The sequence below is a fragment of the Mycobacterium sp. NGS61 genome (assembly GCF_059812325.1).
On sequence record NZ_JCALCL010000013.1, the window covers coordinates 63,637 to 88,878 of the forward strand.

Genomic DNA, 25,242 nt, shown 5'->3' on the forward strand with positions numbered 1-25,242 from the left:
ACCATGGATCTTGAGCCGCACGGCTGGCCGACCACCGAGACATTGTCAACCCCCTTCGGCGATGTCGAGTTCCAGGGTGGTTATCCCGTCGGGGACACCGGACAACGGCTGCTGACTCAGTTGCGGTTCAACCGAGCTGTCGAGGTCTATCTGACTCAGCTCACCGCCGTCAGCCAGATCGCTCAGCGCGAAGGACTGCGGGCTTTCGGGGCCACCACCGCGCAGCACGTGGTGATCTGGGAGCAATTGATGAACTCACGGACTCTGTTGCTCACGGCGAATGCCGAAACCGTCTATGCCATAGCGCAATTAGATCTCCGCACCGACGGCCCCACGGTCGTCGAAGCGCCCCCGCACATGCTGGGCCTGATGCAAGATGGGGTGCAACGCTATCTGGTCGACATTGGAGCCTTGGGTCCCGACGAAGGCCGAGGTGGTCGATTTCTGGTCTTGCCGCCGGACCACGAGGGTCCGGTTCCCGACGGATTCTTCATCGTACGTTCGCCGACATATTCGGCCCTGGTTGCATTGCGCGGGTTTCAGGTCGATGGGAGCACCGAAACCGCAGTAGCTCTGATCCGGCGCCTGCAGATTTACCCGTTGGGCGTCGATCCGCGACCGGCCATGGTTTTCCTCAATGGTTCCGACGCGGACATCGACACCATATTCCCCGACACCTATCGATACTTCGAACTGCTGGCGAGGCTGGTCGAGGAAGAGCCCACCGGGATCTTCGGTCCGCTGGAGCGATTCCAGATGCAAGCGGTGGGCATCGAGAAGGGATCACCGTTTGTCCCAGACGACAACACCCGTGCCCTGCTGGACCAAGCGGCGCGAACAGGTGGTGCCATGGCGCGGGCCAATACCTACGGTGTGGCCGACGGCTTTTACCCGGGCAAGCAGTGGCAGGGGATCGCCGACGGAGACTACACTTTCACCAGTGATGGTGTCCCACAGGTGGATACCCGCAACAACGTCTATTACCTGGCCATCGGCAACTCGCCCGCCATGATGGAGAAGCACATCGGGCAGGGTTCGCAATATCTCTGGACCTACCGCGACGACAGCGGTGCGTTCCTGCAGGGCGACAACACCTATCGGCTACACCTTCGACCCGATATCCCGGCCCTGAACTTCTGGTCTGTTCTGGTGTACGACGCCGTCAGCCGCTCGCAAGTGCAGACGAGCCAGCCACTGCCCTCGGTCAGCTCCTACACCGATCCGGTAGTCAATGACGATGCTTCCATCGATATCCACTTCGGCCCGCATCCGCCTGTTGGACACGCGAATTGGATCCAGACGGTGCCGGATCGGGGATGGTTTGCGATGGTCCGTTTCTACAGCCCCACCGAGGCATTCTTCGACAAGTCCTGGCAACTCGACGACATTGCTCTGCTAAGTAAGGCGACTCGATGACATCACTACCTGCCGCACCACCGCGTAATCCCTTCCTGGCCGACTCCAATGTCGCTCTTGCGCACTCGAACTCCGCACAGACCGACTCCACCACCGATGCCGGGCCGGTCGGCCCGAGCCGGATCCTCGGTCCAGAAGATCTGCGATATCACGATCTGGGCATGTTCAATCTGGTCTACCTGGTCTCAGGTCCCTACCCGGACGGCAAACAGGTGGTGTGGACCAATGGTTCGCAGTACCTGACGAAGTTCGATTACGACACTTTCGATGTCATCTCGTCGCTGCGCATGCCCGGATCAGACCACGCCGACGGGCTGGCGCACGAGCAGTACATCGGTGTATTCGATTCCGACGCATCGTTCGAAGAGAAGTGGGCCGCAGCGCAACGCTCCGGCATACCGCCCTTGGACGGCATCTACACCCTCCTCGACAACGACAACCAATATGTCGTGGCCGGCGCCGGATTCGTTCGTACATATGGGGATTCGACCCCCGGTGACCGGCACGCCGGGATCGTCGTCAAATCCCACTGGGACAAACCCGACCACATCACCGGGTCCTTCATCGGCATGAATATGACCTTTGACGGGCGCTTGATCCTCGCTACCGCCGACGGCTATCTCCTGGCGCTGACCCGCGACTTCACCCAATACGACTGCATCCGGCTACCCGGCGCGGATGTCGAGGTCGCCCAGCAGCCCGAAGGTGTGCCGTGGATCCGCAACGGCTTCGCGATCGACGAGCATGGCGGCATCTATATCGCTTCGCAGAACAATTTGCACAAGGTTGTCTGGACCGGCACCAAGCTATCCACCGACGAGGGCGATGGAGCGTGGCGCGCGCCGTTCAGAAACTCGCTGGGCCGCGGTACGGGGTCAACACCGTCGCTGGTGGGATTTGATGACGAACCCGACAAACTCGTCGTCATCACCGACGGTGACACGCTGATGAACGTGACTGTCTACTGGCGCGATGAAGTCCCGCCGGGCTGGCAGCAACTCGACGGAGCGCCTTCGCCTCGCATTGCGGGATGGCAACCCGCCGACTTCGGGGATCCGACCTTGCAGGCCGCGCAATCGGAACAATCCGTGGCCTGTTCGGGATACGGCATGTTCGTGGTGAATAACGAACCACGCAACGTCCCAGCGGCGATTCTCAATGATCCGCAGTCCAAACTACAGTTCATCGGCTACCTCTCGTATCTCGACGAGTTCGCACCTCGGGGTGGTCACAAGTTTGAGTGGGACCCGGTGGCGAAGAATCTCCGCAGCGCCTGGGCGAATACCGAAATCAGTTCACCGAATTGCGTCCCGTATGTTTCCACCGGGTCGAACATCGTCTACGTGTCCGGAGCGCGCGACAACCTGTGGACGTTGGAGGGGCTCGATTGGACCACTGGCGAGTGCACGTTCCACTACACGCTCGGGAGTGCACGGTTCAACAGCTTCTACTCCCAACCCTGCGTCGACGGCGAGGGCCGGGTCATGGTCAGCGCCCTCTACGGAGCATTACGAATTCAGCCGCACTGAGGCAGTGGCATGGCTAGTCACCGTCGGCCGGGGTTTGTGCGGCCCGCAGTAAGGCTGCGGCGAGCACCGGGACCACCAGTTCGCGTTGCCACGGGCGTGCCTGCCCGGTCCGCAGAAATTCTTCGGTGATCGCCACCGCGTCGGCGCTGCCCGGTCCCAGAGTGTCCCACTCCCAGCACAGGCGCCGCACCAGATCGGGCGCGACGAGATTCTCCGCCGGTATCTCCACCCGCTGCGACAACTCCGCCAACGCGGCGCGGGCTGCCTCCAGTCGGGCGGCGGCTTCCGGTTTGCGCCTGCTCCACCGCGCCGGCGGCGGCGGCCCGTACGGCGGTTCGCCCTGCTCCGGCAGATCCTGGTTGCGCCGCGCATTCTGCAGCGCCGACAACCACATCGGGGCGCTGCGACGCTGGTTGCGTCCGCCGAACACGGGTAGCGCGACGAGTTCGTCGACCGTCGCCGGATCGGCGATCGCGGCCTCGATGATCGCCGAATCCGGCAGGATTCGCCGTGGCGCGATGTCGCGGCGCTGGGCGATCCGGTCGCGTGTCGTCCACAGTTCGCGTACCGCCGCCAGCGCGCGACGGTCGTGCACCTTGTGGATGCCCGAGGTGCGCCGCCAGCGGTCGGTGCGCGCGGCCGGAGCGGCACGCGTCTCGAAGGTGCGCAGGTACTCGAATTCCTGTGCGGCCCAATCGGTTTTGCCCTGCTGAGCCAGAATCTCGGAGATCGCGGCACGCAGCTCGATCAGCAGTTCGACGTCCAGGGCGGCGTAGTTGAGCCACGCCGACGGCAACGGCCGCTTCGACCAGTCCGCCGCGCCGTGGCCCTTGGCCAGCCCCTGGTGCAGCAGCCGTTCGACCATGGTCGCCAGGTTCACCCGTTCCAAGCCGGCCAGCCGTCCGGCCAGTTCGGTGTCGTACAACGCGGGCGGTCGCATGCCGACCTCGGCCAGGCACGGCAGGTCCTGGTCGGCGGAGTGCAGTATCCATTCGTCCTGGCCGAGCACCTCGGCAACGGGTTGCAGCACGGTCAGCGGGTCACCGCCGTGGCTGACCGGATCGATCAGCACGGTGCCGGCGCCGGACCGCCGGATCTGGATCAGGTAGGCCCGGTTGGAGTACCGGAAACCCGAGGCCCGCTCGGCGTCCACTGCGAACGGTCCGTGCCCGCGGTCGAGTTGCGCTGCGGCTGAGGCGATTTCGTCTGCATAGACGGAAAGGTTCGGCATGCCGTCGGCTGGGTGCAACAGCATGGGGACTTCGGGTTCCGCGCTGCCCGGCGCAGCTGCCTCCGCAGGAGACGGGTCGGGGCACATGTCAGGCGCGGGACCGTGAGCTCAGGTCGGTGACTCCCGCCGGCGGCAGGCCGGCCGCGTGCTCGAGCACATCGCAGAACGCTTTGACGTGGCTGCCCACTTCGGGTGTGGTGGCCGTCCACGACGCCCGCAGTTCCAGCTGGTGCGCGCGCGGCGGACCGGAGATGTCGCCGTAGCGAACCGACGTGGTGGCGGTGACCGTCCCGCCGAGCGCCGTCATGTGCTGGGTGTGCGAATCCAGCGCCTCGGAGAGCCAGCTCCACGCCACTTCCGGCAGCAACGGGTCGATCGCCTCGTGCGAGTCCAGATCCGCCTGAATGTAGGCGACCAGGCGCAGGGTGCCGTCCCAGGCGTCGGAGCCTTCCGGGTCGTACAGCAGTATCAGCCGGCCGAAAGCGTCACCTTCGGAACGTTCGGGCACGATGTCGAGGTCGGGGTGTTTGACCTCGGCGCCCAGCGCATAGCTGTAGGGCGCCAGGCGCTGCGGCGGACGAATGGGACCGAGCTCGATCTCCGAGCGCACGGTGACGGTGTTCATCGCCGCGACCGCCTCGCGGAACGGTTCGGGTTCGGCGGCTGACGTCATGAGCGCCGCTCCTCCGCATCGCTGCGCTCTGCATCGTCGTCGTCGCGCGTCACAGCTTCCGACGGTAGACCTATCGTCCAACCGGCGAAATCAGGCGCGCCGACGCGCGGTCAGTCGATGAAACGGGCGGGTCGCTTTTCTCGGTGTGCCGCCAGGCCTTCGCGCACGTCGGGGCCGGCGAAGCCGATGAATTCCAGGCCGAGCGACGTTTCGAAGGCGGGGGCGAACATCCGGTACCAGTGATTCAGGCTGTGCTTCGTCCAGCGGATCGCATTCTGGGCGCCGGCGGCCAGATTCTCCGCCAGACGCGTCGCGGTGGACAGCACATCATCGTCGTCGACGCAGGTGGAGACCAGGCCGATGCGCTCGGCCTCTTCGCCGGACAGCGCCTCGCAGGTGAGCAGGTAGTACTTGGCCTTGGCCATGCCGGCCAGCAACGGCCAGCAGATCGCCGCGTGGTCACCGGCGGCCACGCCCAGTTTGGTGTGCCCGTCGATGATCTTCGCCGAGCGGCCCGCCACCGAGATGTCGGCGAGCAGGGCCACCACCAGGCCGGCACCGACGGCCGGGCCGGTGATCGCCGAGACCACCGGCTTGCTGAAGTTGACCAGGTGCAGCACCAGGTCGCGGGCCTCACGCATGATGCGCAACCGGCCTTCGTAGTCGTTGATGGTCTCGTCGATCAGGTCGAAGCTGCCACCGGAGGAGAACGCCTTGCCTTCGCCGCGGACCAGGACCGCCCGCACCGCGGGGTCGCGGTCGATCACCGGCCAGATGTCGGCGAGGTCGCGGTGCATCTGCGGGCCGACCGAATTCAGGCCCGGTGCGTCGAGGACCAGATTCAGCACGCCGTCACGCTCGGATTCGCAGCGCAGGCTGGGGAAGTCGTCGTAGGTGAGGGGCATTGGCGTGATGGTACGCGGGTGGACCGTCGCAACCCCGTGGCAGCATGGGAGCCGATGAGTACCCGTCGTGACCTCCCGCAGTCGCCCTATCTGGCCACGGTCGCCGGGCGCAAACCCAGCCGCATCCCGGTCTGGTTCATGCGCCAGGCCGGCCGATCCCTGCCCGAATACCGCGCGCTGCGCGAACGGCATAGCATGCTGGCGGCCTGCTTCGAGCCGGAAGTGGCCTGCGAGATCACCCTGCAGCCGATTCGTCGCTACAACACCGACGCGGCGATCCTGTTCTCCGACATCGTGGTGCCGCTGCGAGCGGCGGGCATCGATCTGGACATCGTCCCCGACGTCGGACCGGTTATCGCCCAGCCGATCCGCACCGCTGCAGACGTCGCAGCCATGAAACCGCTTGACCCGCAATCTATTCAGCCCATCCTGGATGCTATCGGCCTGCTGGTGGCCGCGTTGGGTGAGGTGCCGCTGATCGGATTCGCCGGGGCGCCGTTCACGCTGGCCTCCTACCTGGTGGAGGGCGGCCCGAGTCGCAACCACGCGCGCACCAAGGCGATGATGCTCGCCGAACCGGCGAGCTGGCATGCGCTGATGACCAAGCTGACCGACCTCACCATCGAGTTCCTGCGCGGTCAGATCGGCGCCGGGGCGGATGCGATCCAGTTGTTCGACTCCTGGGCCGGGACGCTGTCATTGGCCGACTACCGCCAGTACGTGCTGCCGCACAGCGCGCGGGTGTTCGCCACGCTCGCCGAGCACGACGTGCCGATGACGCATTTCGGTGTCGGCACCGCCGAATTACTCGGCGCCATGTCGGAGGCCGTGCAGCCGGCGCGCGCCCGCATGGTCGGGGTGGACTGGCGGACCTCGCTGACCGATGCCGCCACCCGGGTGGCGCCGGGTACGGCACTGCAGGGGAATCTGGACCCGGTGGTGGTGCTCGCGGGCTGGCCGGTGACGGAGAAAGTAGCTCGCGCCGTCGTCGACGACGGGCGCCGTGCCGTTGACGCCGGAGCCGCCGGACACGTCTTCAACCTGGGTCACGGTGTGCTGCCGGAGACCGATCCTGGTGTGCTGACCGAGCTGGTGTCGCTGGTCCACTCGCTATGACCGCCCGCTCGTATTGCGTTGTGGGCGGCGGTATTTCGGGCCTGACCGCGGCGTACCGGTTGCGGCAGGCCGCGCCGGAAGCGGCCATCACGCTGTTCGACCCGGCCGATCGGCTCGGCGGCGTGCTGCGCACCGAGTCGCTGGGCGGGCAGCCGATGGACCTCGGCGCTGAGGCGTTCGTGCTGCGCCGTCCTGAGATGCCGGCGCTGCTGGCCGAATTGGGCCTGGCTCACCACCAACGGGCCACCACCGGCGTGCGTCCGCTGATCTACAGCGGCCGACGGCTGCACGCGATGCCGTCGGACACCGTGGCGGGCATTCCGTCGTCGGCGGCATCGATGGCCGGTCTGGTCGACGAGGCCACGATCGTGCGGATCGAATCCGAGCCGGGGCGGGCACTGGACTGGACCCCCGGCAGCGACCCCACGGTGGCCGACTTGGTGGCCGAGCGGTTCGGCGCGCAAGTGGTGGCCCGGTCGGTGGATCCGCTGCTGGGTGGGGTGTACGCGGGATCGGCGGCCACCATCGGATTGCGTGCGGCCGTGCCCACGGTGGCGGCGGCCCTGGACCGCGGCGCGGCCAGCCTGACCGAGGCGATCCTGAGCGTGTTGCCGCCGACCGGGGGCGGGCCGGTGTTCGGCTCGCTGCAGGGCGGCTACCAGGTGCTGCTCGACGAACTCGTCGCGCGCAGCCGGATCCGGTGGGTCCGGGCCAGGATCGACGCGCTCGAACCTGGTTGGACACTGCGTGACGAGACCGGCGTGCAGTGGCAGGCCGACGGCGTGGTGCTGGCGGTCCCGGCGGTGCAGGTCGCCCGGCTGGTGCAGACACTGGCGCCGGCGACGGCGGCGGCCGCCGGTCGGATCGTGACGGCCTCTTCGGTGGTGGTGGCGCTTGCGGTGCCGGCCGACACGCCGTTTCCGCAGTCGTCGGGCGTACTGGTGGCCAGCGGGGAACCGTTGCACGCCAAAGCGATTACGTTGTCGTCGCGCAAATGGGGGCTCGATGGCGATGTCCAGCAGGTGCGGCTGTCCATCGGGCGGTTCGGTGACGACGTCGCGAAGGGGACGTCGGAGGGCGACCTGCTTGGCTGGGCGCTGGAGGACCTGGCCGACGTGTTCGGGGTAGACCTCGAGCCGGTGGATGTGCGGGTGCAGCGCTGGATCGACGCCATGCCGCAGTACGGTCCGCAGCACGCGAACCTGGTGGCCACCTTGCGGGCCGGCCTGCCGCCCACGCTGGTCGTCGCGGGCAGCTACCTCGACGGCATCGGGGTACCGGCCTGTATCGGCGCGGCCGGAAAGGCCGCGGCCAGTGTGGTCTCGGCCGTGTCGGGACGAGTGGCACGATAGGTGCCATGGCACGCCTGGACTTCGACGCCCTCAACTCCACCATCCGCTACCTGATGTTTTCGGTGTTCTCCGTGCGGGCCGGGGAGCTCGGGGAGGAACGCGGTGCCGTCGTCGACGAGACCGCGACCTTCCTCAAGCAGCAGGAGGAACGCGGGGTGGTGGTGCGCGGCCTCTACGACGTCGCCGGCCTGCGCGCGGATGCCGACTTCATGATCTGGACGCACGCCGAGCGGGTCGAGGCCCTGCAGGCGACCTACGCCGACTTCCGGCGCGCCACCGCGCTGGGCCGCGTGTGCACGCCGGTATGGAGCAGCGTGGCGTTGCACCGGCCGGCCGAGTTCAACAAGAGCCATGTCCCGGCTTTCATCGCCGGGGAAGACCCCGGCAACTACGTTTGCGTGTATCCCTTCGTGCGGTCCTACGAGTGGTACCTGCTGCCCGACGAGGAGCGTCGCCGCATGCTCGCCGAGCACGGCATGGCGGCGCGGGAGTACAAAGACGTGCGCGCCAACACGGTGCCGGCCTTCGCGCTGGGCGACTACGAGTGGATTCTGGCCTTCGAGGCGCCCGAACTGGACCGCATCGTGGACCTGATGCGCGAACTGCGCGCCACCGACGCCCGCCGGCACACCCGCGAGGAGACGCCGTTCTTCACCGGCCCGCGGGTGGGGGTCGAGCAGCTGGTGAGCGCGCTGCCCTGAGCGCGGGTTGGCTCTGCGCTGAGGGCGGGGGTTAGTCGCACTTGGCCGCCGTGGACGCAAAGTCAACGCCCAGCGGGTCAGCCCTCGTCGGGGACCAGGCGCAGCGAGATCGAGTTGATGCAGTAGCGCTGGTCGGTGGGCGTGGGATATCCCTCACCGGAGAACACATGCCCCAGGTGGCTGTGGCAATTCGCGCATAACACCTCGGTGCGAATCGCACCCATCGAGTGGTCGGGCCGCAGGATGACCGCATCCGAACTCGACGGGTCGAAGAAGGACGGCCAGCCGCAGTGCGACTCGAATTTCTCTGTGCTGCGGAACAATTCGGCACCGCAGGCCCGGCACTGGTAGCTGCCCTGGGTCTTGGTGTCGGTGTACTCGCCGGTGAACGGTCGTTCGGTGCCGGCCTGGCGCAGCACAGCGAACTCCTGCGGGTTGAGCTTCTTGCGCCACTCGTCGTCGGTGAGTTGCAGTTTCGGACGGGCGATGTCAGTCACGTTGCCCCACTCCTTCCCAAGTCTGGTGTGGGTGAACTTCCCACGCTAGCGCGGTCCGGTTCGGGCGTCAGCCACGCCGGGTCGATGCCGTCGTCCAGGCGGTTCTCCGCCTTGGCATCCAGGTAGCGGAAGTACAGCACCGTGAACGTCACGATCAGCAGCAGGGACCAACCGTAGGTGATCTTCAGGTATTCCATCGCCCGCCCCCACCGCATCCAGTTGAACAACAGCCAGCGATCCAGGGTCATGAAACCGTAGATCCCCAGCCACGCCGGCCAGTTGCGGATCACCGAGTTGGGCAACACCACCGTCATCAGGAACGGGAACAGCATCATCGAGTAGTAGCCCTGGGCCAGCGACAACGCCAGCCACGACCACAGCAGCAGCACGCCCGATGAGGTGGTGAACCAGAACAGTGGATCCCGGGTGCGGTAGTAGCGGTAGAGCAGCCATATCGCGCCAATGGCGATGGCGGTGAACAGCAGCCGCAGCCCGATGATCAACCAGGTGGGCAGCCCGAAGTACACGCCGTTGCCCTCGATGGAACTGTTGAAGTAGTCGCGGGTGCCCAGGATGTAGGGCAGGGTGCGGGTGAAGAAGTCCATCGCGCGGGGCACCACCGGCAGCGCGGCCAGGTTGACCACCAGCGGCACCAGCAATGCGGTCGCCAGGGCCCGCCACTGCCGGTTGAGCAGCGGCAGCAGTAGCAGCGGGCCGAGCAGCGGTTTGAGGACCAGCGTCAGCCCGATCGCCAGCCCGGCCCACCACTGCCGACTCGCGCGGCCGTCCAGCAGCCACTTCAGGAACAGCACCTCCAGCAGCAGGATGCAGCCGTTGATGTTGGTGAAGACCAGGGTGTTGGTCACCGTCTCGGTGCAGAACATGGCCAGGATCAGCGCCGGCGCGGCCACCGAGGACAACGTGAAGTGGAACATCCGCAGCAACAGATAGGCGGCGACGAGGATGGCCACGGTGTTGATCGAGATGAACAGGTAGCGCGACGGCGCGAAGGGCAGGTACCCGAACGGCGCCATCAGCAACGTGCCACCCGGCGGGTACAGGTAGTGCGGGTCGACGTAGTCGAAATGCTCGTTGTAGAGCTCCAGGCCGTGCCGGAAGTTCAGCGCCGCCCGGTACACCGGTTTGAAGTCGTCGGTGATGTTGCCGTTGGTGGTCAGCACGATGCTGCGATGCAGCACCGACAGGATGGCGATCGGCCACAACACCGTCCGAACGATGGCTGCGGTGCTGCGGGGGCCGGGACGGAATGCGCCCTGCACGTATTCGCGGAGGCCGGTTCTGGTCGAGTCAGCTGCCGTCACCAGCGCACCGTACACCGGCGTTGGGGGCGCGGCGTCGGGCGGTCCGGGCCGATTATCAGGCGGGACAGTACGTGTCGGTGCCGGGCAGTTTGCCGGTGTCGAGGTAGGCCGCCAGCGGCGTGACCGCGCAGGACGAGTAGATGCTGGCGCCGTGCCCGATGCCCTGCCACATCACCCGCTTGCTGGCGGCGTTGGCGTTGATGACCGCGGCTGAGGTGGCCGCAACTCCCTCATTGCCGGCGATCGGGTCGTTCTGCACACCCAGCAGCAGCACGTCGAGCTTGAGTTGTTTCGGTGGCTGCGGGGTGGCACCGGTCGGCCAGTGCACACACTTGATCAGGTTGAGCGCCGCGACGGCGCCGAACTGGGGGTACAGCTTGCCCCAGGCCACCACCAGCTCGCGCACCCGGTCCGGGGTGGGGCGGTTCACCGAGTCGCTGCAGTTGTTGACGAATTGCCCGTCGCTGTGCTGAATGGTTTCGGCGCGGTTGATCAGGTTGTTCAGCGCATTGAAGTCCCCGGAACGCGCCGCGGCCAAGGCGTTGGCCAGGTTCGTCGTGTTGCCCACCCGGTCGCCGGTCGGAAAGCCCAACGCGGTAGTGATGGCCATCGTGATCGACGCCACCGAAGTGCGGCCCAAGCCGTAGCTGCGCGCCGACGTCAACAACGCGCTGATCGCGCCCTTCGGGTCCGGACCCAGCGCACAGTTGATCGCCACGCACTGCGCCGCGAACGCGTCCAGCGCGGCCTGCTGGCCTTTGACCTGCTGCTCGGCGGCCGCTTCGGCGCTGGCCCCCAGCGCCACCGGCGAGTCCAGGATCAGGCGGGCCACCTTGTCCGGGCGTGATCCGGCGTACGTCAGCGCGACCTGCGCTCCGTTGCCGACCCCGACCAGCGCGACCGCGGGGACGTCCCAGAGGTTGCGCAGCCGCTCGATGTCGGATGCGGCATGGGCGTTGTCGTAGGCGGAGTCGCCGGGCGCGATGGCATCGGTGCAGTTGGTGGTGGCGGTGTTGGAGATTTCGGAGAGGTTGGCTACCGGGTCGTCACCGGTCTCGAACTGGGTCTGGTCGCGCATCTCTTCGCGGTCGAGGCGGTCGCGGCAGTCGATGGGGCTGGACATGCCGATGCCGCGGCGGTCGACGGCGACGATGGGGTGGGTACGCAGCACGTCGGCCCCGGCGTGGGACAGCCAGACCGGCAGCTGCGTGGACGACGCGATATCCGAGCCGGTGGTGAACACCAGCGGCCCGGCATCTTTCGGGGTCTGACCGGAGCGGGCACGCACCACGCCGATGCTCACCGAGCCCGATCCGCCGTTGAGCGAGTCCAGGTCCGCGTCGTAGGTGGCGCATTCCAGCTTGACGCCGGGTGCGCCGGGGACGCCGGCGTCGGCGTTGAGCTTGGAGGTGCAGTCGCGCCATGACAGATCGTTCTTGGGTGCCGCGATCGGCGGTGGACCGCTGGGCGGTGGTTTGGTGGTCGACACTCCCTGCGGGCGGGCGCCGGAGTCGGTGGCGTAGCGGGGGTCGGCGCCGAAGACCGGGACGCAGCCGGCCAGCACGGTGGTGACCACCAACAAGATCGTGGCGGGCAGGATGCGCCGATTCATGCCGACCACAGTAGCCGGGCTACACCCTGACGTAGCGCGTGTACAGATAGCCGGCGTCGTCGGTGAGCACATGCGCGCAGCGCATCCGGGTCTGCAGCTGGCCCAGACCCGAGACGATGCGGTGCGCGGCGCCGCCGACGACGACGGGCGCGATGGTCAGGCACAGCTCGTCGAGTAATTCGCGGTCGAGGAAGGCGCCGAGCAGCGTCGGTCCGCCCTCGGTCAGGACGCGCGACAGTCCACGCCCCCGCAGGGTGCTCAGCACGGTGCCTACGTCGACCTCGCCGGGATCGTCGGCCGAACAGGCGATGACGTCGTCGACCACACCCGACAGCAGGCGGCGGGCATCGTCGGCGGCGGCGGCGCAGGTGAGTACCAGTGGCGCCACCTCGGTGCGGGTGAAGACCGCCAGGTCGTGGTCGAGGTGACCGGTTCGGGTGACGATCGCTATCGGCGGCACCTCGCCTTGACCACGGGCCTGCCGCTGTTGGCGCTGCGCGACGCTGAGTTGGGCACCCGCGTAACCCTCCGAGCGCACCGTTCCCGCCCCGACCACAATCACGTCGGCCAGTTCCCGCAGCACGACGAAGACCGCCCGGTCACCGGGGCTGCCCAGGGCGCCGCTGAGACCCTGGACGGTGGCGCCGCCGTCCAGGCTGGTGATGAAGTTCGCGCGCACCCACCCGAGGTCGGGCGGATAACCGTAGAGCCGGGGGAGTTCGGCGGGATCCAGGTCGCGCGTGGCGCCGAGCAGCGTCAGAGACGTCTCGCCAGGCATGAGGTCGATTGCAGCACGTCGCTACAGTTCGTGCATGCACGGGGCCAGTTCGGCGCAGGTCGGTCACCTGGTGGATCGGCATCCGTCGGTGTCGCCGGAGCGGTTGATCGGCCAGTTGCGGCCGCCGCCGACGTTCGCCGACGTCAGCTTCGCGACGTATCGGCCGGACCCTGCCGAACCAACCCAGGCCGCCGCCGTCGAATCCTGCCGGGAGTTCTGCCGGCAGGCCGAGCAGCGCCGGGCGGGCCGCAAGAAGTTGTTCGGCCGCCGCGAGGTCCTGCCGGGCGTCGGGTTGTATCTGGACGGTGGGTTCGGCGTCGGCAAGACCCACCTGCTGGCCTCGGCCTATTACCAGTTGCCCGACGCCGCGCCGAAGGCGTTCGCGACGTTCGGCGAGCTGACCCAGCTGGCCGGGGTGTTCGGCTTCGCCGAATGCATCGAGCTGCTGGCCGACTACACCGCGGTGTGCATCGATGAGTTCGAGTTGGACGACCCGGGCAACACCACGCTGGTCTCCCGGTTGCTGTCGTCGCTGGTCCAGCGGGGGGTCTCGGTGGCCGCCACCTCCAACACGCTGCCCGAGCAACTGGGCGAGGGACGGTTCGCGGCGCAGGACTTCCTCCGCGAAATCAACACGCTGGCAAGCATTTTCACCACGGTTCGCATCGAGGGACCCGACTACCGGCACCGCGACCTGCCGCCGGCGCCGCCACCGCTGTCCGACGAGGAGGTCGCCGCGCGCGCCGCCGAGGTCGCCGGGGCGACGCTGGACGACTTCGACGCGCTGTGCGCCCATCTGGCCACCATGCACCCGTCGCGGTATCTGACGTTGATCGAAGGCGTGACCGCGGTGTTCCTGACCGGCGTGCACGGGGTGGACGACCAGAACGTGGCATTGCGGCTGGTGGCGCTGACCGACCGGCTCTACGACGCCGGTGTGCCGGTGGTGGCCTCGGGCGCGAAACTGGACACCGTCTTCAGCGAGGAGATGCTGGCCGGCGGTTACCGCAAGAAGTATCTGCGGGCCACGTCGCGGCTGCTGGCGCTCACGCTGATGTCGGGGAGGCGAGCGCCCGGACCATGACGTGGTCGTCCTCGACGAAGTCGCCCATCTGAAATGTCCTGCTGCCGTTGATCGTGAAGTCGAACTTGGCGTAAAAGCGCAGTGCGCGAACGTTTTTCTTGTTGGTGCCCAGCCACATGCAGCGTGCACCCCACCGCGTCGCGGTATCCAGCGCGGCACTCATCAGCGCCGCCGAGACGCCGTGCCCGTGGAAGTCGGGCAGCACATACAACTTCGACAGTTCCACCGCCGGGCGCAGCGGGACGGCGCGCTGGATGTCCGCGTCGTCCGGCACACCGCGAATCAGCATGGCGTAACCTACAATTCGGCCGTCGTGCCGGGCTACGAAGACCGCACGTCGCTGGTCGGTGAGGTACTGCGCGAAACGTGGCGCCGACAGGTTCGTGTCGATGAAAGCGGCGATGTCCTCGGCGCGCGACCACGGCGGGCACGCCAGTGGAAAGGTGCGCGCCGCGACGTCGGCCAGGTCTTCGGCGTCGCCGAGGGTGGCGAGTTCGATATTCAGTTCAAAGATTCCACTGCGCGAGGTGAACTCCGGTCTTGCGGTCCAGCAGGACGACCACCGACACCGGATCGCGGTAGGCGTCCCAATACACTCCGCCGCGCACCACCGCACCTGTCGGGGCGTTGCCCAGCTGGGCGTCCAGCCAGTCGGGTGCGTCGCACGGCCGCGGCTTGTAGGCGTCGGCGAACGGCGTGACACCGTCGAAACTGAAGTTCGACGCCATGATGTAGGAGTTCGGTACTCGGACGGCACGGACCACCACGTCGGCCCGGGCCACCGTGCTGTCGGGGAAACTCTTGACCGGCACGCCACTTCGCGTGTAGCCGAAGCCCGGTGGCGGTTCGACCGGCACCACACTGGTGACGGTGACGTCGGCGACGTAGGTGCCGGTGTCCACCCGCAACGTGTCACCGAGATGACCGATGGGTGCGTCACCCGCCCGCGCGGCCGGCAGCGCGGCGTCAACCGGCAGCGTCCCGGCCGTGACGACGAGGAACGCGGAAAGGGCGATCAGCCAGCGGCGCATCCTCGCATGATGACATATGCGCAAACGTCGCGGGAGGGGTTGATCGGGCTCAGGTATCGGTCGGCTCCGCGGTGGTGAGCGATTCCAGTGCGGCGCGCAGATCAGCCTCCACCCGATCTTTCTCGACACCGGCCCGGTGCAGTGGCCCGGCGCCGTCCTCGAGCTCCAGCAGCGCAAGGAGCAGGTGTTCGGTGCCGATGTAGTTGTGGCCCAGGCGAAGTGCTTCACGGAAGGTGAGTTCGAGCACCTTGCGGGCCGGGCCGCTGAACGGGATCAGCGCGGGCGGTTCGCCGGTGCGCGGCGGGAGTTCAACGGACTGGCCCAGTGTGACGGTGTCGATCTGTTGCAGCCGCAGCAGAGTGGTGGCCAGTGCGGCCGGATCGTTGAGCACGCCGAGCAAGAGGTGGTCGGGGGTGATGTGGCTGTTGCCGGCCTGGTGCGCGACGTTCTGGGCGGCGACCACCGCATTGCGCGCCCGCGGCGTGAACCGGCTGAAACCCTGCTCGGGGTCCAACGGGGTGGCTTCGGCTTTGGGCACGAATCGCTTCTGCGCGGCTTGTTTGGTGACGCCCATGGCTTTGCCGATCTCAGTCCAGGAGGCCCCGGAGCGGCGGGCCTGGTCGACGAAGTGTCCAATCAGATGGTCGGCGATCTCGCCGAGGCTCTCCGCCGCCAGTACCGCATCGGTCAACTGGTCCAGGGCGCCGGTGTGCACCGTTTTGATCACCGCGATCAGGTCGTCAAGGCGGACCGGGTAGGCGATTTTGGTGGATTCGACCATGTCGTCAACTTTAGGTTGACGGTCTGGATGCGTCAACCTCATGTTGACGATTTGCGTTCGAGATGCAGGGTTGCCGAGCCTCTGGAACCATCACAGAGCTATGAGACTTCTGCTGGTGCTCACCGGTTTAGCCGCCTTCACCGGCCTCGCCGCGCCGGCACACGCCAGTCCTGACGAAGACCAGGCGCTGCTGGTCTCGCTCAATGCGGCGGGCATCAAGTACAAGGACACCGCGAGCGTCATCACGACGGGCAAAGCGGTGTGCGAGATGGCGGCCGCCGGCAAGTCCGGCGTCGAAGTGGTTCAGGTGCTGCAGAGCGCGAATCCCGGGCTGACGCAGGAGAATGCCGCCAGGTTCACCGCGATCGCGGCGGGGGTCTACTGTCCGGCGCGGCTGCCTGCACAGACGGGCTCTTGAGCGACGTGTCCCGATACCAGCCGGGTGCTGCCGTGCCCGGCCACGCATGCGGGACGTACGCCTGCCTCTTGGGCGAGTCGATCAGTCGGACCAGCAGCACGATCACGGCGGCGGTGACGCCGAGTCCGCCGAGTGCCAGCACGATCAGGATCAGCAGACTCGCCATGACGACATTGAACCAGCGGCCGGCACGCCAATGCGGCAGGAACTGTTTCGTGCAGTGCGAGCCCGGGTAGCTCACACGCAAACATCCAACGCGTAGACGGAGGAGCCGTGACGACCGCTGAACAGCCGCCGCCAGAAGGTGACAAGCAACCCCCGCAGGCCACTTCGGTCAACAACACCAAGGACGGTGCCGGGGACGCAGAAGTCGAAGGCGACGACGCCACGGACCAGTGAGCCGCGCTGGAGGCCAGAATCTGTAGTGCGGGTTGGTTTTTCGGTACGTCGGAGATCGTGTGCGGTCGACTCCGGACGGCACTCGATAGCCTGTGAGCTATCGAATCTTCGGAGGTCGGGTTGAGAACAGGGTTGCTGGCGGGTACGGCACTGGTGGCGGGCTGGGCCGGGTTGCGCGGATTGGTCGCGTGGATCGAACGCAACCCGGATCCGTTTACGCGCGAACAACTTCTGGCCGAACCGCACGGCGCGGAGGTATCGATCACCCGGCCGGACGGCACAGTGTTGCGTGCTGTGTCTGCGGGGGAGGGGCCGACGGTAATCCTGGTGCACGGTTATTCGGTGACCCTTGCGGAGTGGAACATCGTTTGGGATGAGTTGCTGGGCAAAGGATTTCGGGTTATCGCGTTCGATCAACGCGGTCACGGTCGCTCGACGCTGGGCGCGGACGGCATCGGATCGGAAGTGATGGCGGCCGATCTTGCCGCGGTATAGAAGCACTTCGATGTCAGCGATGCGGTGCTTGTCGGGCATTCGATGGGTGGATTCGTCACTATCCGCGCCTTGCTGGAGCGGCCTGATCTGGTGTCGCGACTGCGCGGCGTGGTGCTGTTCGCCACCTGGGCGGGCCGGGTGCTGGACGGGGCTCCGCAGAACAAGTTGCAGATCCCGCTACTGGAGTGGGGCGTATTGCGGCGGCTGATCAAGAACGAGACCGTTGCGACGCTGTTCGGGGCCGCGCAGTGCGGCACGCGGCCGTCGCCGGCGATGGTGAAGGTGTTCGTGGAGGGGTTCCAGGAGCATGTGGACCAGCACGGGCCGCACGTGGCGATCGTGCGGGCGTTCTCGCGGGAGGATCGTTACCCGCGGCTGGAGGAGATCACGGTGCCGACGGTGGTGATGGTCGGTTCGGCCGACCGAACCACGCCGCCCAATCACTCACGCCGGCTCGCCGACGGTATTCCCGGGGCGCGGCTGGTGACCGTGCCGGCTGCGGGGCATGCGCTGAACTGGGAGGCGCCCGGCGAATTGGTGAAAGTCATCGAATCCTTTGGGAAATAGCGGCTTTCGGTTTCCTTTGCCCGATGTATTCCCAGCGGGTCGACGATGGGCTATGTTGCGCGATACGGCCGCTGTCCAATTTCCGAAAAAGGGAGTCAATGGTGACAAACGTATCGACGGCGGGAGCCGCGTTCGCGGTGGCCGCCCTGGTAGTGGGTGCAGCGGTCACGGGGTGCGGGAGCGACAACTCGCCAAGCCCGTCGTCTTCGTCGTCGTCTTCGGCTTCTTCGTCCGCGGCGTCCTCGTCGACGGCGCCGTCGGGCACCGCCACCGGGCAGCCCGGCGACTACACCGGTCTATTGATCCCGGCCACCGACATCGTCGTACCGGGGGACACCTTTGTGCAGACCCAGTCCCTGCCCATCGCCACTCCGGCCGGAGTCGAAGGGGTGTTCAACAACCAGGCCAACACTCGCAAAGTCGAGATCTCGATCTACGTCTACAACAACCCGGACGAGGCGAACCAGGCGCTGGACACCACCTCGAAATCCATTCAGGAGCTGAGCGTCAAGGCGCCGACGACGCCGGCCGAGGTGGGCATACGGGGCGTCATGGCGATCGGTCCATCACCTGACGGCACCAAAGCCAAAGGTGTGGTGATCTTCACCGAGGGCAAGGCGCTGGGGCTCATCGAAGCCGAAGGGGCACCGGACGACCCGGTGGACCAGGGCTTCCTGCTCGATGTCGCGCGCAAGCAGGACGCCAAGATGAAGGCGGGACTGCCCGGCTGATCTCCACCCGCAATCGGAAGTGCTTGCAGGCGAGCTGATTCGGGGCCCGTAGGCTGAACCAACCTGCCTCGACGTAGAGCTGTGGCTTGATCGCGCCGCTTGCCGGACAGACAATCGTGTTCATGCGCGCTGTTCGTATCGTTGTAATCGCTGCGGCATTGTGTTGCGTCGCAGGGACGCCACCTGCTCACGCTGACGACGTCAGCTTCCTCGACCGGGTGCATGCTGCTGGTATGCCGTTGACTGACGAGAAGGCGCTCCAGTTGGGTAACGCGACTTGTGTGGACCTTGGCAATGGCATCGCAGGGGCGGCGATCTTGGAGGCGAACAATCCCGGAGTTGGTGACCCGTTGCTGACCGAGACGCAGAACTTGGAACTATTCAACGTTGCGGTGTCCGAGTTGTGTCCGGAATTGTGGAATAGGAATTGAGCCGGCCGGAGGCTAAAGACGGAGAGTTACCACCGCTGCGTCAGCAACACCGAAAGTGCCTGTAGCTGGCCCCCAGGCAAGGCGTAGCTGACAGGCTATTGCAAATTCCGGTACGACTGATAACCACGGTTGATCAGGCAAGACTCTGGTGCGCGATACTGGTTAGAACTAGCTCAGAGTGTTAGCCGATGAATATGTTCTGACCTCGCGTTTCGTTCCTCCATCTGCGATGTCATGTCACAGGGTAACGTGATCCAGACGGAACAATCCGGAAACAAAAGTTGCTGGATGAGTTCACGTCCAGTTCACGTGAACTCGCACAGTGAACAACGATCCATCGCGCTGGGAGGTCCTCCGGTGGCACGGAAAAACGCCAAATCGGGCACGTTCGGATCTGTCGATCAGCTGCCCAGCGGCCGTTATCGCGCGCAGTATTACGGGCCCGACGGTCGCCGTCATAAGGCGCCGACGACGTTCGTCGCGAAGCGGGATGCGCGCGCGTGGCTGTCGCTGCGACAGTCCGAAATCATCTCGAAGGCGTGGCAGCCGCCCGATGCTGTCCAGGCGCCGAAGCTCACGTTCACCGAGTACGCGGAGACATGGCTAGCGACCCGCCAAGTGGCCGGACGGCCGCTGAAGGACCGCACCCGCGAGCACTACGAGAAGCTGCTCGAAGACCACATCTCGAACACGTTCGGGTCGCTGCCCATCGCCTCGATAACCGCCGACGACGTGCGCGCCTGGTACGCCAAGACGTTGACGGACAAGCCGACGATGCGATCGCACGCTTACGGACTGCTGCGAGCCATCATGACGACGGCGGCGAGCGACGGGAAGATTTCCGCGAACCCCTGCATGATTCGTGGCGCCGGCACGGCGAAGCGTGTCCATAAGGTGAGGCCGGCGACAGTCGCCGAGATTGGCGTGATCGCCGACGAGATGCCCGCGCAGTGGTCAATGATGGTGTTGTTCGCCGCTTGGCTGGCGATGCGCTTCGGGGAGCTAACGGAGTTGCGGCGCAAGGACATCGACCTGAGCGACGAGGTAGTGAGGGTGCGCCGCGCTGTGGTGCGCACCGACGACGGCTTCACGGTGACCACGCCCAAGAGTGACGCCGGCGTCAGGGATATCGCGATCCCGCCGCACCTACTCCCGGCCATCGAGGCGCATCTGTCCAAGCATGTCGGCGGGAAGGCTGACGCACTCCTGTTCCCGGCCGTCGGTGGCGGACATCTTGCGCCGGCCACTCTATACCGGCGGTTCTACAGGGCGCGCGGGAAGGCGAACCGAGATGATTTGCGCTGGCACGATTTACGCCACTCCGGCGCGGTCCTCGCCGCAGCGACTGGTGCGACGCTGGCGGAATTGATGGCGCGCCTCGGGCACTCGACGCCGGCCGCTGCGATGCGTTACCAGCACGTCGCACAAGGTCGCGACCGTGAGATTGCGGCCCTGTTGTCGAAGCTGGCGGCGAACGGATGAGGGATTCAAAGTGGTGGCAGCAGCGTTACGGCGGGCCCCCACCGACACCGGCTGTTCTCGTCTGCACCGGCCGCGGTGAGCACAAGCGGGTAGTCCTGCTCGGCGTGATGGTCTACACGCACAGCGGGCTGGTTGAACTGGCTGACCGCCACTACGCGCCACGCGTGACGGGCAGCGGCCGGCTCGACGTCGGCGAGCCGGCCGGCGCGCTGCGTTATGTGCGTGTCGCACGGACACGGGAGCAGAACCAGGAAGCATTGAGTGATGCTGCCGCATGGGAATTTTCGTGTCCACGCTGCCCACGGGCCACGCCGCGAGTTCGTAAGGAACTGATTGCCGCCGCGGTTCGTCAAGGGAACGTCGAACTCGACGTGTCGCAGTAGGTTCTCCGAGCTTCCTGATATCGTCGGAGCTGTTCCGTTTGACGGGACTTGCCGGCTGTACTCGCAGGGATGGCCGGGAGATGTTCGCCAAATGGCCTGCGTTGTTCGGCCCCTGCTCCAACCCGGCGGGATTCTGTTAGAACCCTTGGAGTTGGGCGATGGCGAAATCTGTCGTAAGTACAAAAACCCTTGCAACGCAAGGCCCTAACCGCGCCGAGCGCCGCGGTCGCCGCTACGCGACCTTGCAGCAGGCCGGTGAATACATTGGCGTAACTTCCAGGTGCGTCCGCGAAATGATCTCCGTCGGCCGGCTTATCGGCTACCGCAACGGCACCCGGCTGGTGCGCGTCGACCTGGACGAAATCGACGACAAGCTAATGCAGCCGTTCGGCGGCGGCGCGTGAATCGGTCACCTGATCGGCCGGACGTCCATGTCGGGGCTAACGCATCGCGGCCGGGATTTGTCCTGTTTGCCGTGGGCTCCGGCACAGATCCGTTTTCGGTCACTCCCGAGTTCGCCGACGATGCGGTCACCGAAGCCTGCGGCGCGCGGAGCGATGACACATATTGCGACGCGGAAGCTGCGCGTAGGCACACCGAACGCCCGACGGTCACACAGCCGACGAGCAGCAACTATTCGGAAATGTCCGCCCGGACAGCGGCCGGACATGTTTCGGGCGAACGGACCTTTCGTCGCGGTGCGACGTGACAGAGCAACTGGCGTTCTGGGGTTCGCCGCGGCGACGCCGGCGACTGGGCCGGCCGTCGCGGCGGGCCCGTTTCGATCGAGCGCTCGAAACGATGTACATCTACGCGGCGCTAACCGCTGGCGCCGACCCGACCAACAACCGTGCCGAACCGTCGATGCTGTGGATCCAAATGAGCGACGACGACTGGAAGGACCCCTGGCTCGCCAACGTCGGCATGGCCGCATTCGGCCTGTACTGGAAAGCACTTTCCTGGGCCAACGACCAAACCCGCGGTCGCGATTTTCTGTCCGCGGAATCAGTGCTCGGAGACTTGGAGTCCTGGTTCATCCCGGAGCGGGAAGTGCGCGGCTGGAAGGCGGGCCGCGAGGCCAAACAACTGGTTCAAGCGCAGATCTGGGTTGCGATGCAGGGCGGCTACCGATACCTCTACCTGCGCGATGAGAACAAGCCGAAGACGGTCTTTGAGAGGCGTTCCAGGGACACCAGCCGCAAGCGCAAACAGCGCGCGCCCAAGCGCTCCGAGTCCGCCGCTGGGGGATGGTGAATGTGTTTGCTGGAACAGGCTTGTCCCGATGGGACACCTGGCGGGACAAGGTTTCGGTCATTTCAAACCTCGCTACAAGTGCGCCACCTGTGAACTGCGCAAATCGGTCAATGTCCCCGCGGGACATATGGGTACGTCTCGAACTAACGCGAGCTTGTGTCAGCGATGAGTTTGCAGACGTAACCGCTGCCGCCTTCACGGCGCAACGTTCCAGTCCCGAAAACGCGCTGCCGCGGGACTCTGCCCCCTTGCCACGTATCGGTTTCTGGTTGCTTGTCGATGTCTGTCGCTGCTGCGCGCATCAACCACAGCCTCACGCCGAGCGTCTCCGTCGAACAACGGACGCGTTGGCACGCGAACAGCTCACAGAAAGCGACCAGCCGCAATTTCATGGCAACCGAGCGCAGCGAGGGCGGCAGCCTGTCGTTGCGTTTCTCGGGTACGGCACTAACGCGCGAGCACGCGGACAGAGGGTGGTGGCCGATGACCCGGCGTGACGCCATCGAGCAGGCCGCGCGCCAGGCGAGAATTGCCGCAATCCGCTCCTGTGGCGGCTGTGACCCATCCGGCTGGCTCCTCGGCCCTGACCGCACGCCCATCGAGCCCGCAGTCCGGTGCGACCGCGCCGCACCGGCCAAGCCGCCCGCCGTTCGGGACATCACCCAGCCGGTCCACCAGCCAAACCGAACCGAGGAGTCTCAACAGTGACCACGGCCGCGACCCGACTCGAACAGTCGGTGCCCATCGAGGACCAGGACGTTGCCGCCGGAGCCGCGCTCGTCTGCCACCGCGGCCCGAATGCGGGCTACCAAGCCGAATGGACCTTCTTGGACTCCATCGAGCAGGTACGCGAAGCCGAAGCCGAACTGACACCATGCGGCCCGTCATGCATCAAAGTCCAAAGCGCCCTCCGCATCCCGAACACAACGACGCGGCCCGGGACCGCCACGACAACGAGGACCAGGACGTGACCGCTAATCCTCGCTACGCCAACGGCGCCCGCCGCCGCGCACTACGAATACGGATCCTCCGGGAGCAAGACTACTGCTGGATCTGCGACGAAGAGGTCGACAAGACGATCCCAACACCCGATCCAATGTCCCCCGAAGTCCACGAAATCATCCCAATCGCCCACGGCGGCAACCCAATCGACCCCACCAACTGCGTCTTGACACATCGCATCTGCAACCAATGCCTCGGCACCGGCAAGCACCGCGGCTTCTGCCCCGTGTGCCAACGTGACACCGCCGACGTCACAGACACTACCGGCGCCGACGCATACGGACGCCGCGGCCACATCAACCCCCGACCAGGAGTCTCCTACATCACCTGGCGCACCTGGTGAACTAGCACAAGCTGCTGACCAGGGGGGATGACCCGCCCCCAGGGCCCCGGGGCGCTCCCATGGCCTAGCGCCCTCCCTCCCCAGAGGTTTCTTTTTTCACAGCAGGAAGGACGAACATGACTCCACGGAAACGGCAAGCCCCATTGCAGGTGGTGCACGACGAAAATACGCCGAAGAAGGCACTAGCCCGGAAGGCGCCGGCGGCGAAGCGGGCGCCGCTCAAGGCTGCGCCCAAGTCGGTTGCGGAGGCTGCGGTGAGTGGGGATCGCCGGGAGTTGTTGTTGGCGCTTGGTAACCGTGTCGGCAAGGCGCTCGATGATCCGAAGACAGCGGGTCCGGCTTTGGCTGCGTTGATCAAGCAGGCGCGTGAAATCTCCGAGGCGATCGCGGCGATCGACCAGGCCGCCGATGCCGCCGAGGCGCTGTTGGGTTCGAAGTCAATCGTCGCGACCACACCAGATGAGGCTTGGGATGAGTCGATGATCTAGGCCCCGTCAACCGCCCACCCGCTATGCATTTGTTCAGGCAAAGAAGCGGAACACCGTGACCAACCAAGATGAACTGAGAGGCGCGCCCCACACATTGATTTGCGATATGCGAGAGCTGCCACCCGGGGCCCCGCGACATCAATCGCCCTCGCTGAAATTGAGGGCTACTCGCGACGCTGGGAAGGGAACCGTTGGTGGCACGTGTCCGGTCTCATTCTCGTCGTCAGTCGGGACCCTAGAACAATGACAACTTCGCTGAGCCAGCCGCGGCGCGGTTCATCTCAATGATGTTGTCCCTTCCGTATTGGCATTCTCTCCGAGTCGCTCGACCGTCTGCAACCCTGGGCGACGGCCACTAAGCAGCCAAGGTGATCGTCGCCCCCACGGTGCCAGTGGCATTCACCGCCAGCGAAACATCCGGAGTCGGTGTCGACCGCGGATCATCGGTGTCACCGGACTATCTCGACCGGCGCCCGTTCCGGTTCGACTGCACCATCGAGCACATCGATGTGAAGGTCTCCTAGACACGGTGACCACCGAGACGGCCAACGCTCGCCGCCACGACGGTCCTCCACGTCCCGTCGCCGGCCTGAGAGGGACCCGTTTGGTGCCCCAGCCGCTATGTGACTTTCGGTTGATGGGTCGCGGCCCACTGTAGGGCAAACTCAGCTGGGTGCGATCGCCATGGGCGGAGTGGTGCCGATTGGCGTTGTAATCAGGATCTTCATGATTGACGGGTGTAGTTGGGGCCTGCATCCGCCGGCTTCGAGTGGTGATCTGGCGATGTAGTTGGTGAGGTTGCGGAAGCCGAGCGCGGAGCCGCCGAGATGCTCGAGGCGGCCGTTGATTGCTTCGGTCGGGCCGTTGAAGGTGCCGGGTCGGTCGAAGTAGGCCGACACGTCGGCGGCACGTTTGTTCAGGGTCCGCCCGAAAGTGAGCAGTTCGGTCAGTGCCTTCGGGACGCCGACACTGAGGGTGGTGATCAGTGCCTATAGTCGAGCTTCTGCCTGTATGTCAACAGGTCAGCTCCGGTGTGCAGGGTACGCCGCGCCCGACATAGCGGATCCTGTTGCGGCCTCGGTGCCCGCAGGTGGCCAACTGGACCACGCAAATGCCCGCCTGGAGCCGCCGGTGCACGCCTGCGTCGTAGACCGCCTACCTATATGAGGAGGTCTGACCGACCACAGCTCCCGGCACGTGTCCAAACACCCGTACGGCCAC

The 25,242-nt window shown here is 66.0% G+C and carries 29 protein-coding genes and 3 pseudogenes; 19 read left to right on the forward strand and 13 right to left on the reverse strand.

Features of this window, described 5'->3' with window-relative positions; translation table 11 throughout:
- Positions 1 to 45: 45 nt before the first annotated feature.
- Complete coding sequence (locus AC5Y3Z_RS22195) at positions 46 to 228, reverse strand: hypothetical protein (protein WP_473140053.1); 183 nt, start codon at positions 226 to 228, stop codon at positions 46 to 48.
- Here AC5Y3Z_RS22195 and AC5Y3Z_RS22200 point away from each other — a divergent pair, their 5' ends adjacent.
- Positions 229 to 1,416, forward strand: a complete 1,188-nt coding sequence (locus tag AC5Y3Z_RS22200; RefSeq protein ID WP_473140052.1) for a DUF1214 domain-containing protein — start codon at positions 229 to 231, stop codon at positions 1,414 to 1,416.
- Entirely contained in the window at positions 1,413 to 2,945 is a 1,533-nt protein-coding gene (locus AC5Y3Z_RS22205) for a hypothetical protein (protein ID WP_473140051.1), read from the forward strand. Before AC5Y3Z_RS22200 ends, AC5Y3Z_RS22205 begins: the two co-directional genes overlap by 4 nt.
- A gap of 13 nt (positions 2,946 to 2,958) precedes the next feature.
- On the opposite strand, the gene AC5Y3Z_RS22210 is transcribed toward AC5Y3Z_RS22205, so the two are convergent.
- The 3 genes and pseudogenes from AC5Y3Z_RS22210 to AC5Y3Z_RS22220 form a co-directional block, all read right to left on the reverse strand.
- A complete protein-coding gene (locus AC5Y3Z_RS22210) occupies positions 2,959 to 4,263 on the reverse strand; it encodes an HRDC domain-containing protein (RefSeq protein WP_473140050.1) in 1,305 nt (434 codons plus the stop codon).
- A gap of 1 nt (position 4,264) precedes the next feature.
- Positions 4,265 to 4,902, reverse strand: a pseudogene (locus tag AC5Y3Z_RS22215) (DUF3000 domain-containing protein).
- 57 nt (positions 4,903 to 4,959) lie between these two features.
- A complete protein-coding gene (locus AC5Y3Z_RS22220; RefSeq protein WP_473140049.1) occupies positions 4,960 to 5,754 on the reverse strand; it encodes an enoyl-CoA hydratase/isomerase family protein in 795 nt (264 codons plus the stop codon).
- Between the two features lie 54 nt (positions 5,755 to 5,808).
- Here AC5Y3Z_RS22220 and hemE point away from each other — a divergent pair, with 54 nt between their 5' ends.
- From hemE to hemQ, 3 genes are read left to right on the forward strand one after another with little or no spacing between them, the layout of a single operon-like run.
- Positions 5,809 to 6,870, forward strand: coding sequence for a uroporphyrinogen decarboxylase (gene hemE / locus AC5Y3Z_RS22225; RefSeq protein ID WP_473140048.1), 1,062 nt, complete (start codon positions 5,809 to 5,811; stop codon positions 6,868 to 6,870).
- Entirely contained in the window at positions 6,867 to 8,222 is a 1,356-nt protein-coding gene (locus tag AC5Y3Z_RS22230; RefSeq protein WP_473140047.1) for a protoporphyrinogen oxidase, read from the forward strand. The genes hemE and AC5Y3Z_RS22230 overlap by 4 nt, the downstream gene beginning before the upstream one ends.
- A gap of 5 nt (positions 8,223 to 8,227) precedes the next feature.
- The gene (hemQ, locus tag AC5Y3Z_RS22235; RefSeq protein ID WP_473140046.1) at positions 8,228 to 8,923 is read left to right on the forward strand and encodes a hydrogen peroxide-dependent heme synthase; all 696 of its coding nucleotides are present in this window, start codon (positions 8,228 to 8,230) and stop codon (positions 8,921 to 8,923) included.
- Between the two features lie 77 nt (positions 8,924 to 9,000).
- Here the strand turns inward: hemQ and msrB are convergent, their stop codons facing one another.
- The 4 genes from msrB to AC5Y3Z_RS22255 are packed head-to-tail and all read right to left on the reverse strand — an operon-like array spanning position 9,001 to position 13,132.
- Entirely contained in the window at positions 9,001 to 9,411 is a 411-nt protein-coding gene (gene msrB / locus AC5Y3Z_RS22240; protein ID WP_463827164.1) for a peptide-methionine (R)-S-oxide reductase MsrB, read from the reverse strand.
- 5 nt (positions 9,412 to 9,416) lie between these two features.
- Complete coding sequence (gene aftC / locus AC5Y3Z_RS22245; RefSeq protein WP_463826875.1) at positions 9,417 to 10,757, reverse strand: arabinofuranan 3-O-arabinosyltransferase; 1,341 nt, start codon at positions 10,755 to 10,757, stop codon at positions 9,417 to 9,419.
- 40 nt (positions 10,758 to 10,797) lie between these two features.
- Positions 10,798 to 12,354: an alpha/beta hydrolase gene (locus AC5Y3Z_RS22250; protein ID WP_463826874.1), complete on the reverse strand. Its 1,557-nt coding sequence runs from the start codon at positions 12,352 to 12,354 to the stop codon at positions 10,798 to 10,800.
- Positions 12,355 to 12,373: 19 nt separating this feature from the next.
- On the reverse strand, positions 12,374 to 13,132 hold the full coding sequence (locus tag AC5Y3Z_RS22255) for a pyrimidine reductase family protein (RefSeq protein WP_463826873.1): 759 nt from the start codon (positions 13,130 to 13,132) through the stop codon (positions 12,374 to 12,376).
- On the opposite strand from AC5Y3Z_RS22255, the gene zapE reads away from it, so the two are divergent.
- Positions 13,131 to 14,216: a cell division protein ZapE gene (gene zapE, locus AC5Y3Z_RS22260; RefSeq protein WP_463826872.1), complete on the forward strand. Its 1,086-nt coding sequence runs from the start codon at positions 13,131 to 13,133 to the stop codon at positions 14,214 to 14,216. The genes AC5Y3Z_RS22255 and zapE overlap by 2 nt on opposite strands.
- Here zapE and AC5Y3Z_RS22265 read toward each other — a convergent pair.
- The 3 genes from AC5Y3Z_RS22265 to AC5Y3Z_RS22275 are packed head-to-tail and all read right to left on the reverse strand — an operon-like array spanning position 14,179 to position 16,028.
- Positions 14,179 to 14,721, reverse strand: coding sequence for a GNAT family N-acetyltransferase (locus tag AC5Y3Z_RS22265; RefSeq protein ID WP_473140084.1), 543 nt, complete (start codon positions 14,719 to 14,721; stop codon positions 14,179 to 14,181). The genes zapE and AC5Y3Z_RS22265 overlap by 38 nt on opposite strands.
- Before the next feature lies 1 nt (position 14,722).
- The gene (locus AC5Y3Z_RS22270) at positions 14,723 to 15,247 is read right to left on the reverse strand and encodes a hypothetical protein (protein WP_463826871.1); all 525 of its coding nucleotides are present in this window, start codon (positions 15,245 to 15,247) and stop codon (positions 14,723 to 14,725) included.
- A gap of 49 nt (positions 15,248 to 15,296) precedes the next feature.
- A complete protein-coding gene (locus tag AC5Y3Z_RS22275) occupies positions 15,297 to 16,028 on the reverse strand; it encodes a Clp protease N-terminal domain-containing protein (RefSeq protein WP_463826870.1) in 732 nt (243 codons plus the stop codon).
- Positions 16,029 to 16,128: 100 nt separating this feature from the next.
- Between AC5Y3Z_RS22275 and AC5Y3Z_RS22280 the strand changes: the two genes are divergently transcribed.
- Positions 16,129 to 16,446 carry a DUF732 domain-containing protein gene (locus AC5Y3Z_RS22280; RefSeq protein WP_473140045.1) on the forward strand — a complete coding sequence of 106 codons (318 nt, stop codon included), beginning with the start codon at positions 16,129 to 16,131 and terminating at the stop codon, positions 16,444 to 16,446.
- Here AC5Y3Z_RS22280 and AC5Y3Z_RS22285 read toward each other — a convergent pair.
- Positions 16,385 to 16,687, reverse strand: a complete 303-nt coding sequence (locus tag AC5Y3Z_RS22285; protein WP_499918459.1) for a hypothetical protein — start codon at positions 16,685 to 16,687, stop codon at positions 16,385 to 16,387. The genes AC5Y3Z_RS22280 and AC5Y3Z_RS22285 overlap by 62 nt on opposite strands.
- Positions 16,688 to 16,719: 32 nt before the next feature.
- Here AC5Y3Z_RS22285 and AC5Y3Z_RS22290 point away from each other — a divergent pair, with 32 nt between their 5' ends.
- From AC5Y3Z_RS22290 to AC5Y3Z_RS22345, 12 genes and pseudogenes are all read left to right on the forward strand, one after another.
- The gene (locus AC5Y3Z_RS22290) at positions 16,720 to 16,845 is read left to right on the forward strand and encodes a hypothetical protein (protein WP_463826867.1); all 126 of its coding nucleotides are present in this window, start codon (positions 16,720 to 16,722) and stop codon (positions 16,843 to 16,845) included.
- 294 nt (positions 16,846 to 17,139) lie between these two features.
- Positions 17,140 to 17,907, forward strand: a pseudogene (locus AC5Y3Z_RS22295) (alpha/beta fold hydrolase).
- A gap of 101 nt (positions 17,908 to 18,008) precedes the next feature.
- On the forward strand, positions 18,009 to 18,638 hold the full coding sequence (locus AC5Y3Z_RS22300; protein ID WP_463826865.1) for a hypothetical protein: 630 nt from the start codon (positions 18,009 to 18,011) through the stop codon (positions 18,636 to 18,638).
- Between the two features lie 86 nt (positions 18,639 to 18,724).
- Positions 18,725 to 19,069, forward strand: coding sequence for a DUF732 domain-containing protein (locus AC5Y3Z_RS22305; RefSeq protein ID WP_473140043.1), 345 nt, complete (start codon positions 18,725 to 18,727; stop codon positions 19,067 to 19,069).
- A gap of 357 nt (positions 19,070 to 19,426) precedes the next feature.
- A complete protein-coding gene (locus AC5Y3Z_RS22310) occupies positions 19,427 to 20,551 on the forward strand; it encodes a tyrosine-type recombinase/integrase (protein ID WP_473140083.1) in 1,125 nt (374 codons plus the stop codon).
- A gap of 104 nt (positions 20,552 to 20,655) precedes the next feature.
- On the forward strand, positions 20,656 to 20,934 hold the full coding sequence (locus tag AC5Y3Z_RS22315; protein WP_473140042.1) for a hypothetical protein: 279 nt from the start codon (positions 20,656 to 20,658) through the stop codon (positions 20,932 to 20,934).
- A gap of 158 nt (positions 20,935 to 21,092) precedes the next feature.
- Positions 21,093 to 21,338, forward strand: coding sequence for a MerR family transcriptional regulator (locus tag AC5Y3Z_RS22320; protein WP_473140041.1), 246 nt, complete (start codon positions 21,093 to 21,095; stop codon positions 21,336 to 21,338).
- 301 nt (positions 21,339 to 21,639) lie between these two features.
- A complete protein-coding gene (locus tag AC5Y3Z_RS22325) occupies positions 21,640 to 22,188 on the forward strand; it encodes a hypothetical protein (protein WP_473140040.1) in 549 nt (182 codons plus the stop codon).
- 279 nt (positions 22,189 to 22,467) lie between these two features.
- Positions 22,468 to 22,896: a hypothetical protein gene (locus AC5Y3Z_RS22330; protein WP_473140039.1), complete on the forward strand. Its 429-nt coding sequence runs from the start codon at positions 22,468 to 22,470 to the stop codon at positions 22,894 to 22,896.
- 178 nt (positions 22,897 to 23,074) lie between these two features.
- On the forward strand, positions 23,075 to 23,533 hold the full coding sequence (locus AC5Y3Z_RS22335) for an HNH endonuclease (RefSeq protein ID WP_473140038.1): 459 nt from the start codon (positions 23,075 to 23,077) through the stop codon (positions 23,531 to 23,533).
- Positions 23,534 to 23,682: 149 nt separating this feature from the next.
- Positions 23,683 to 24,021: a hypothetical protein gene (locus AC5Y3Z_RS22340; RefSeq protein ID WP_473140037.1), complete on the forward strand. Its 339-nt coding sequence runs from the start codon at positions 23,683 to 23,685 to the stop codon at positions 24,019 to 24,021.
- A gap of 368 nt (positions 24,022 to 24,389) precedes the next feature.
- Positions 24,390 to 24,545 (forward strand): hypothetical protein, encoded by a 156-nt coding sequence (locus AC5Y3Z_RS22345; RefSeq protein ID WP_473140036.1) that lies wholly within the window; start codon positions 24,390 to 24,392, stop codon positions 24,543 to 24,545.
- A gap of 210 nt (positions 24,546 to 24,755) precedes the next feature.
- Here AC5Y3Z_RS22345 and AC5Y3Z_RS22350 read toward each other — a convergent pair.
- Positions 24,756 to 25,125: pseudogene (locus AC5Y3Z_RS22350) on the reverse strand (transposase); the annotation flags it as partial.
- Positions 25,126 to 25,242 lie beyond the last annotated feature (117 nt).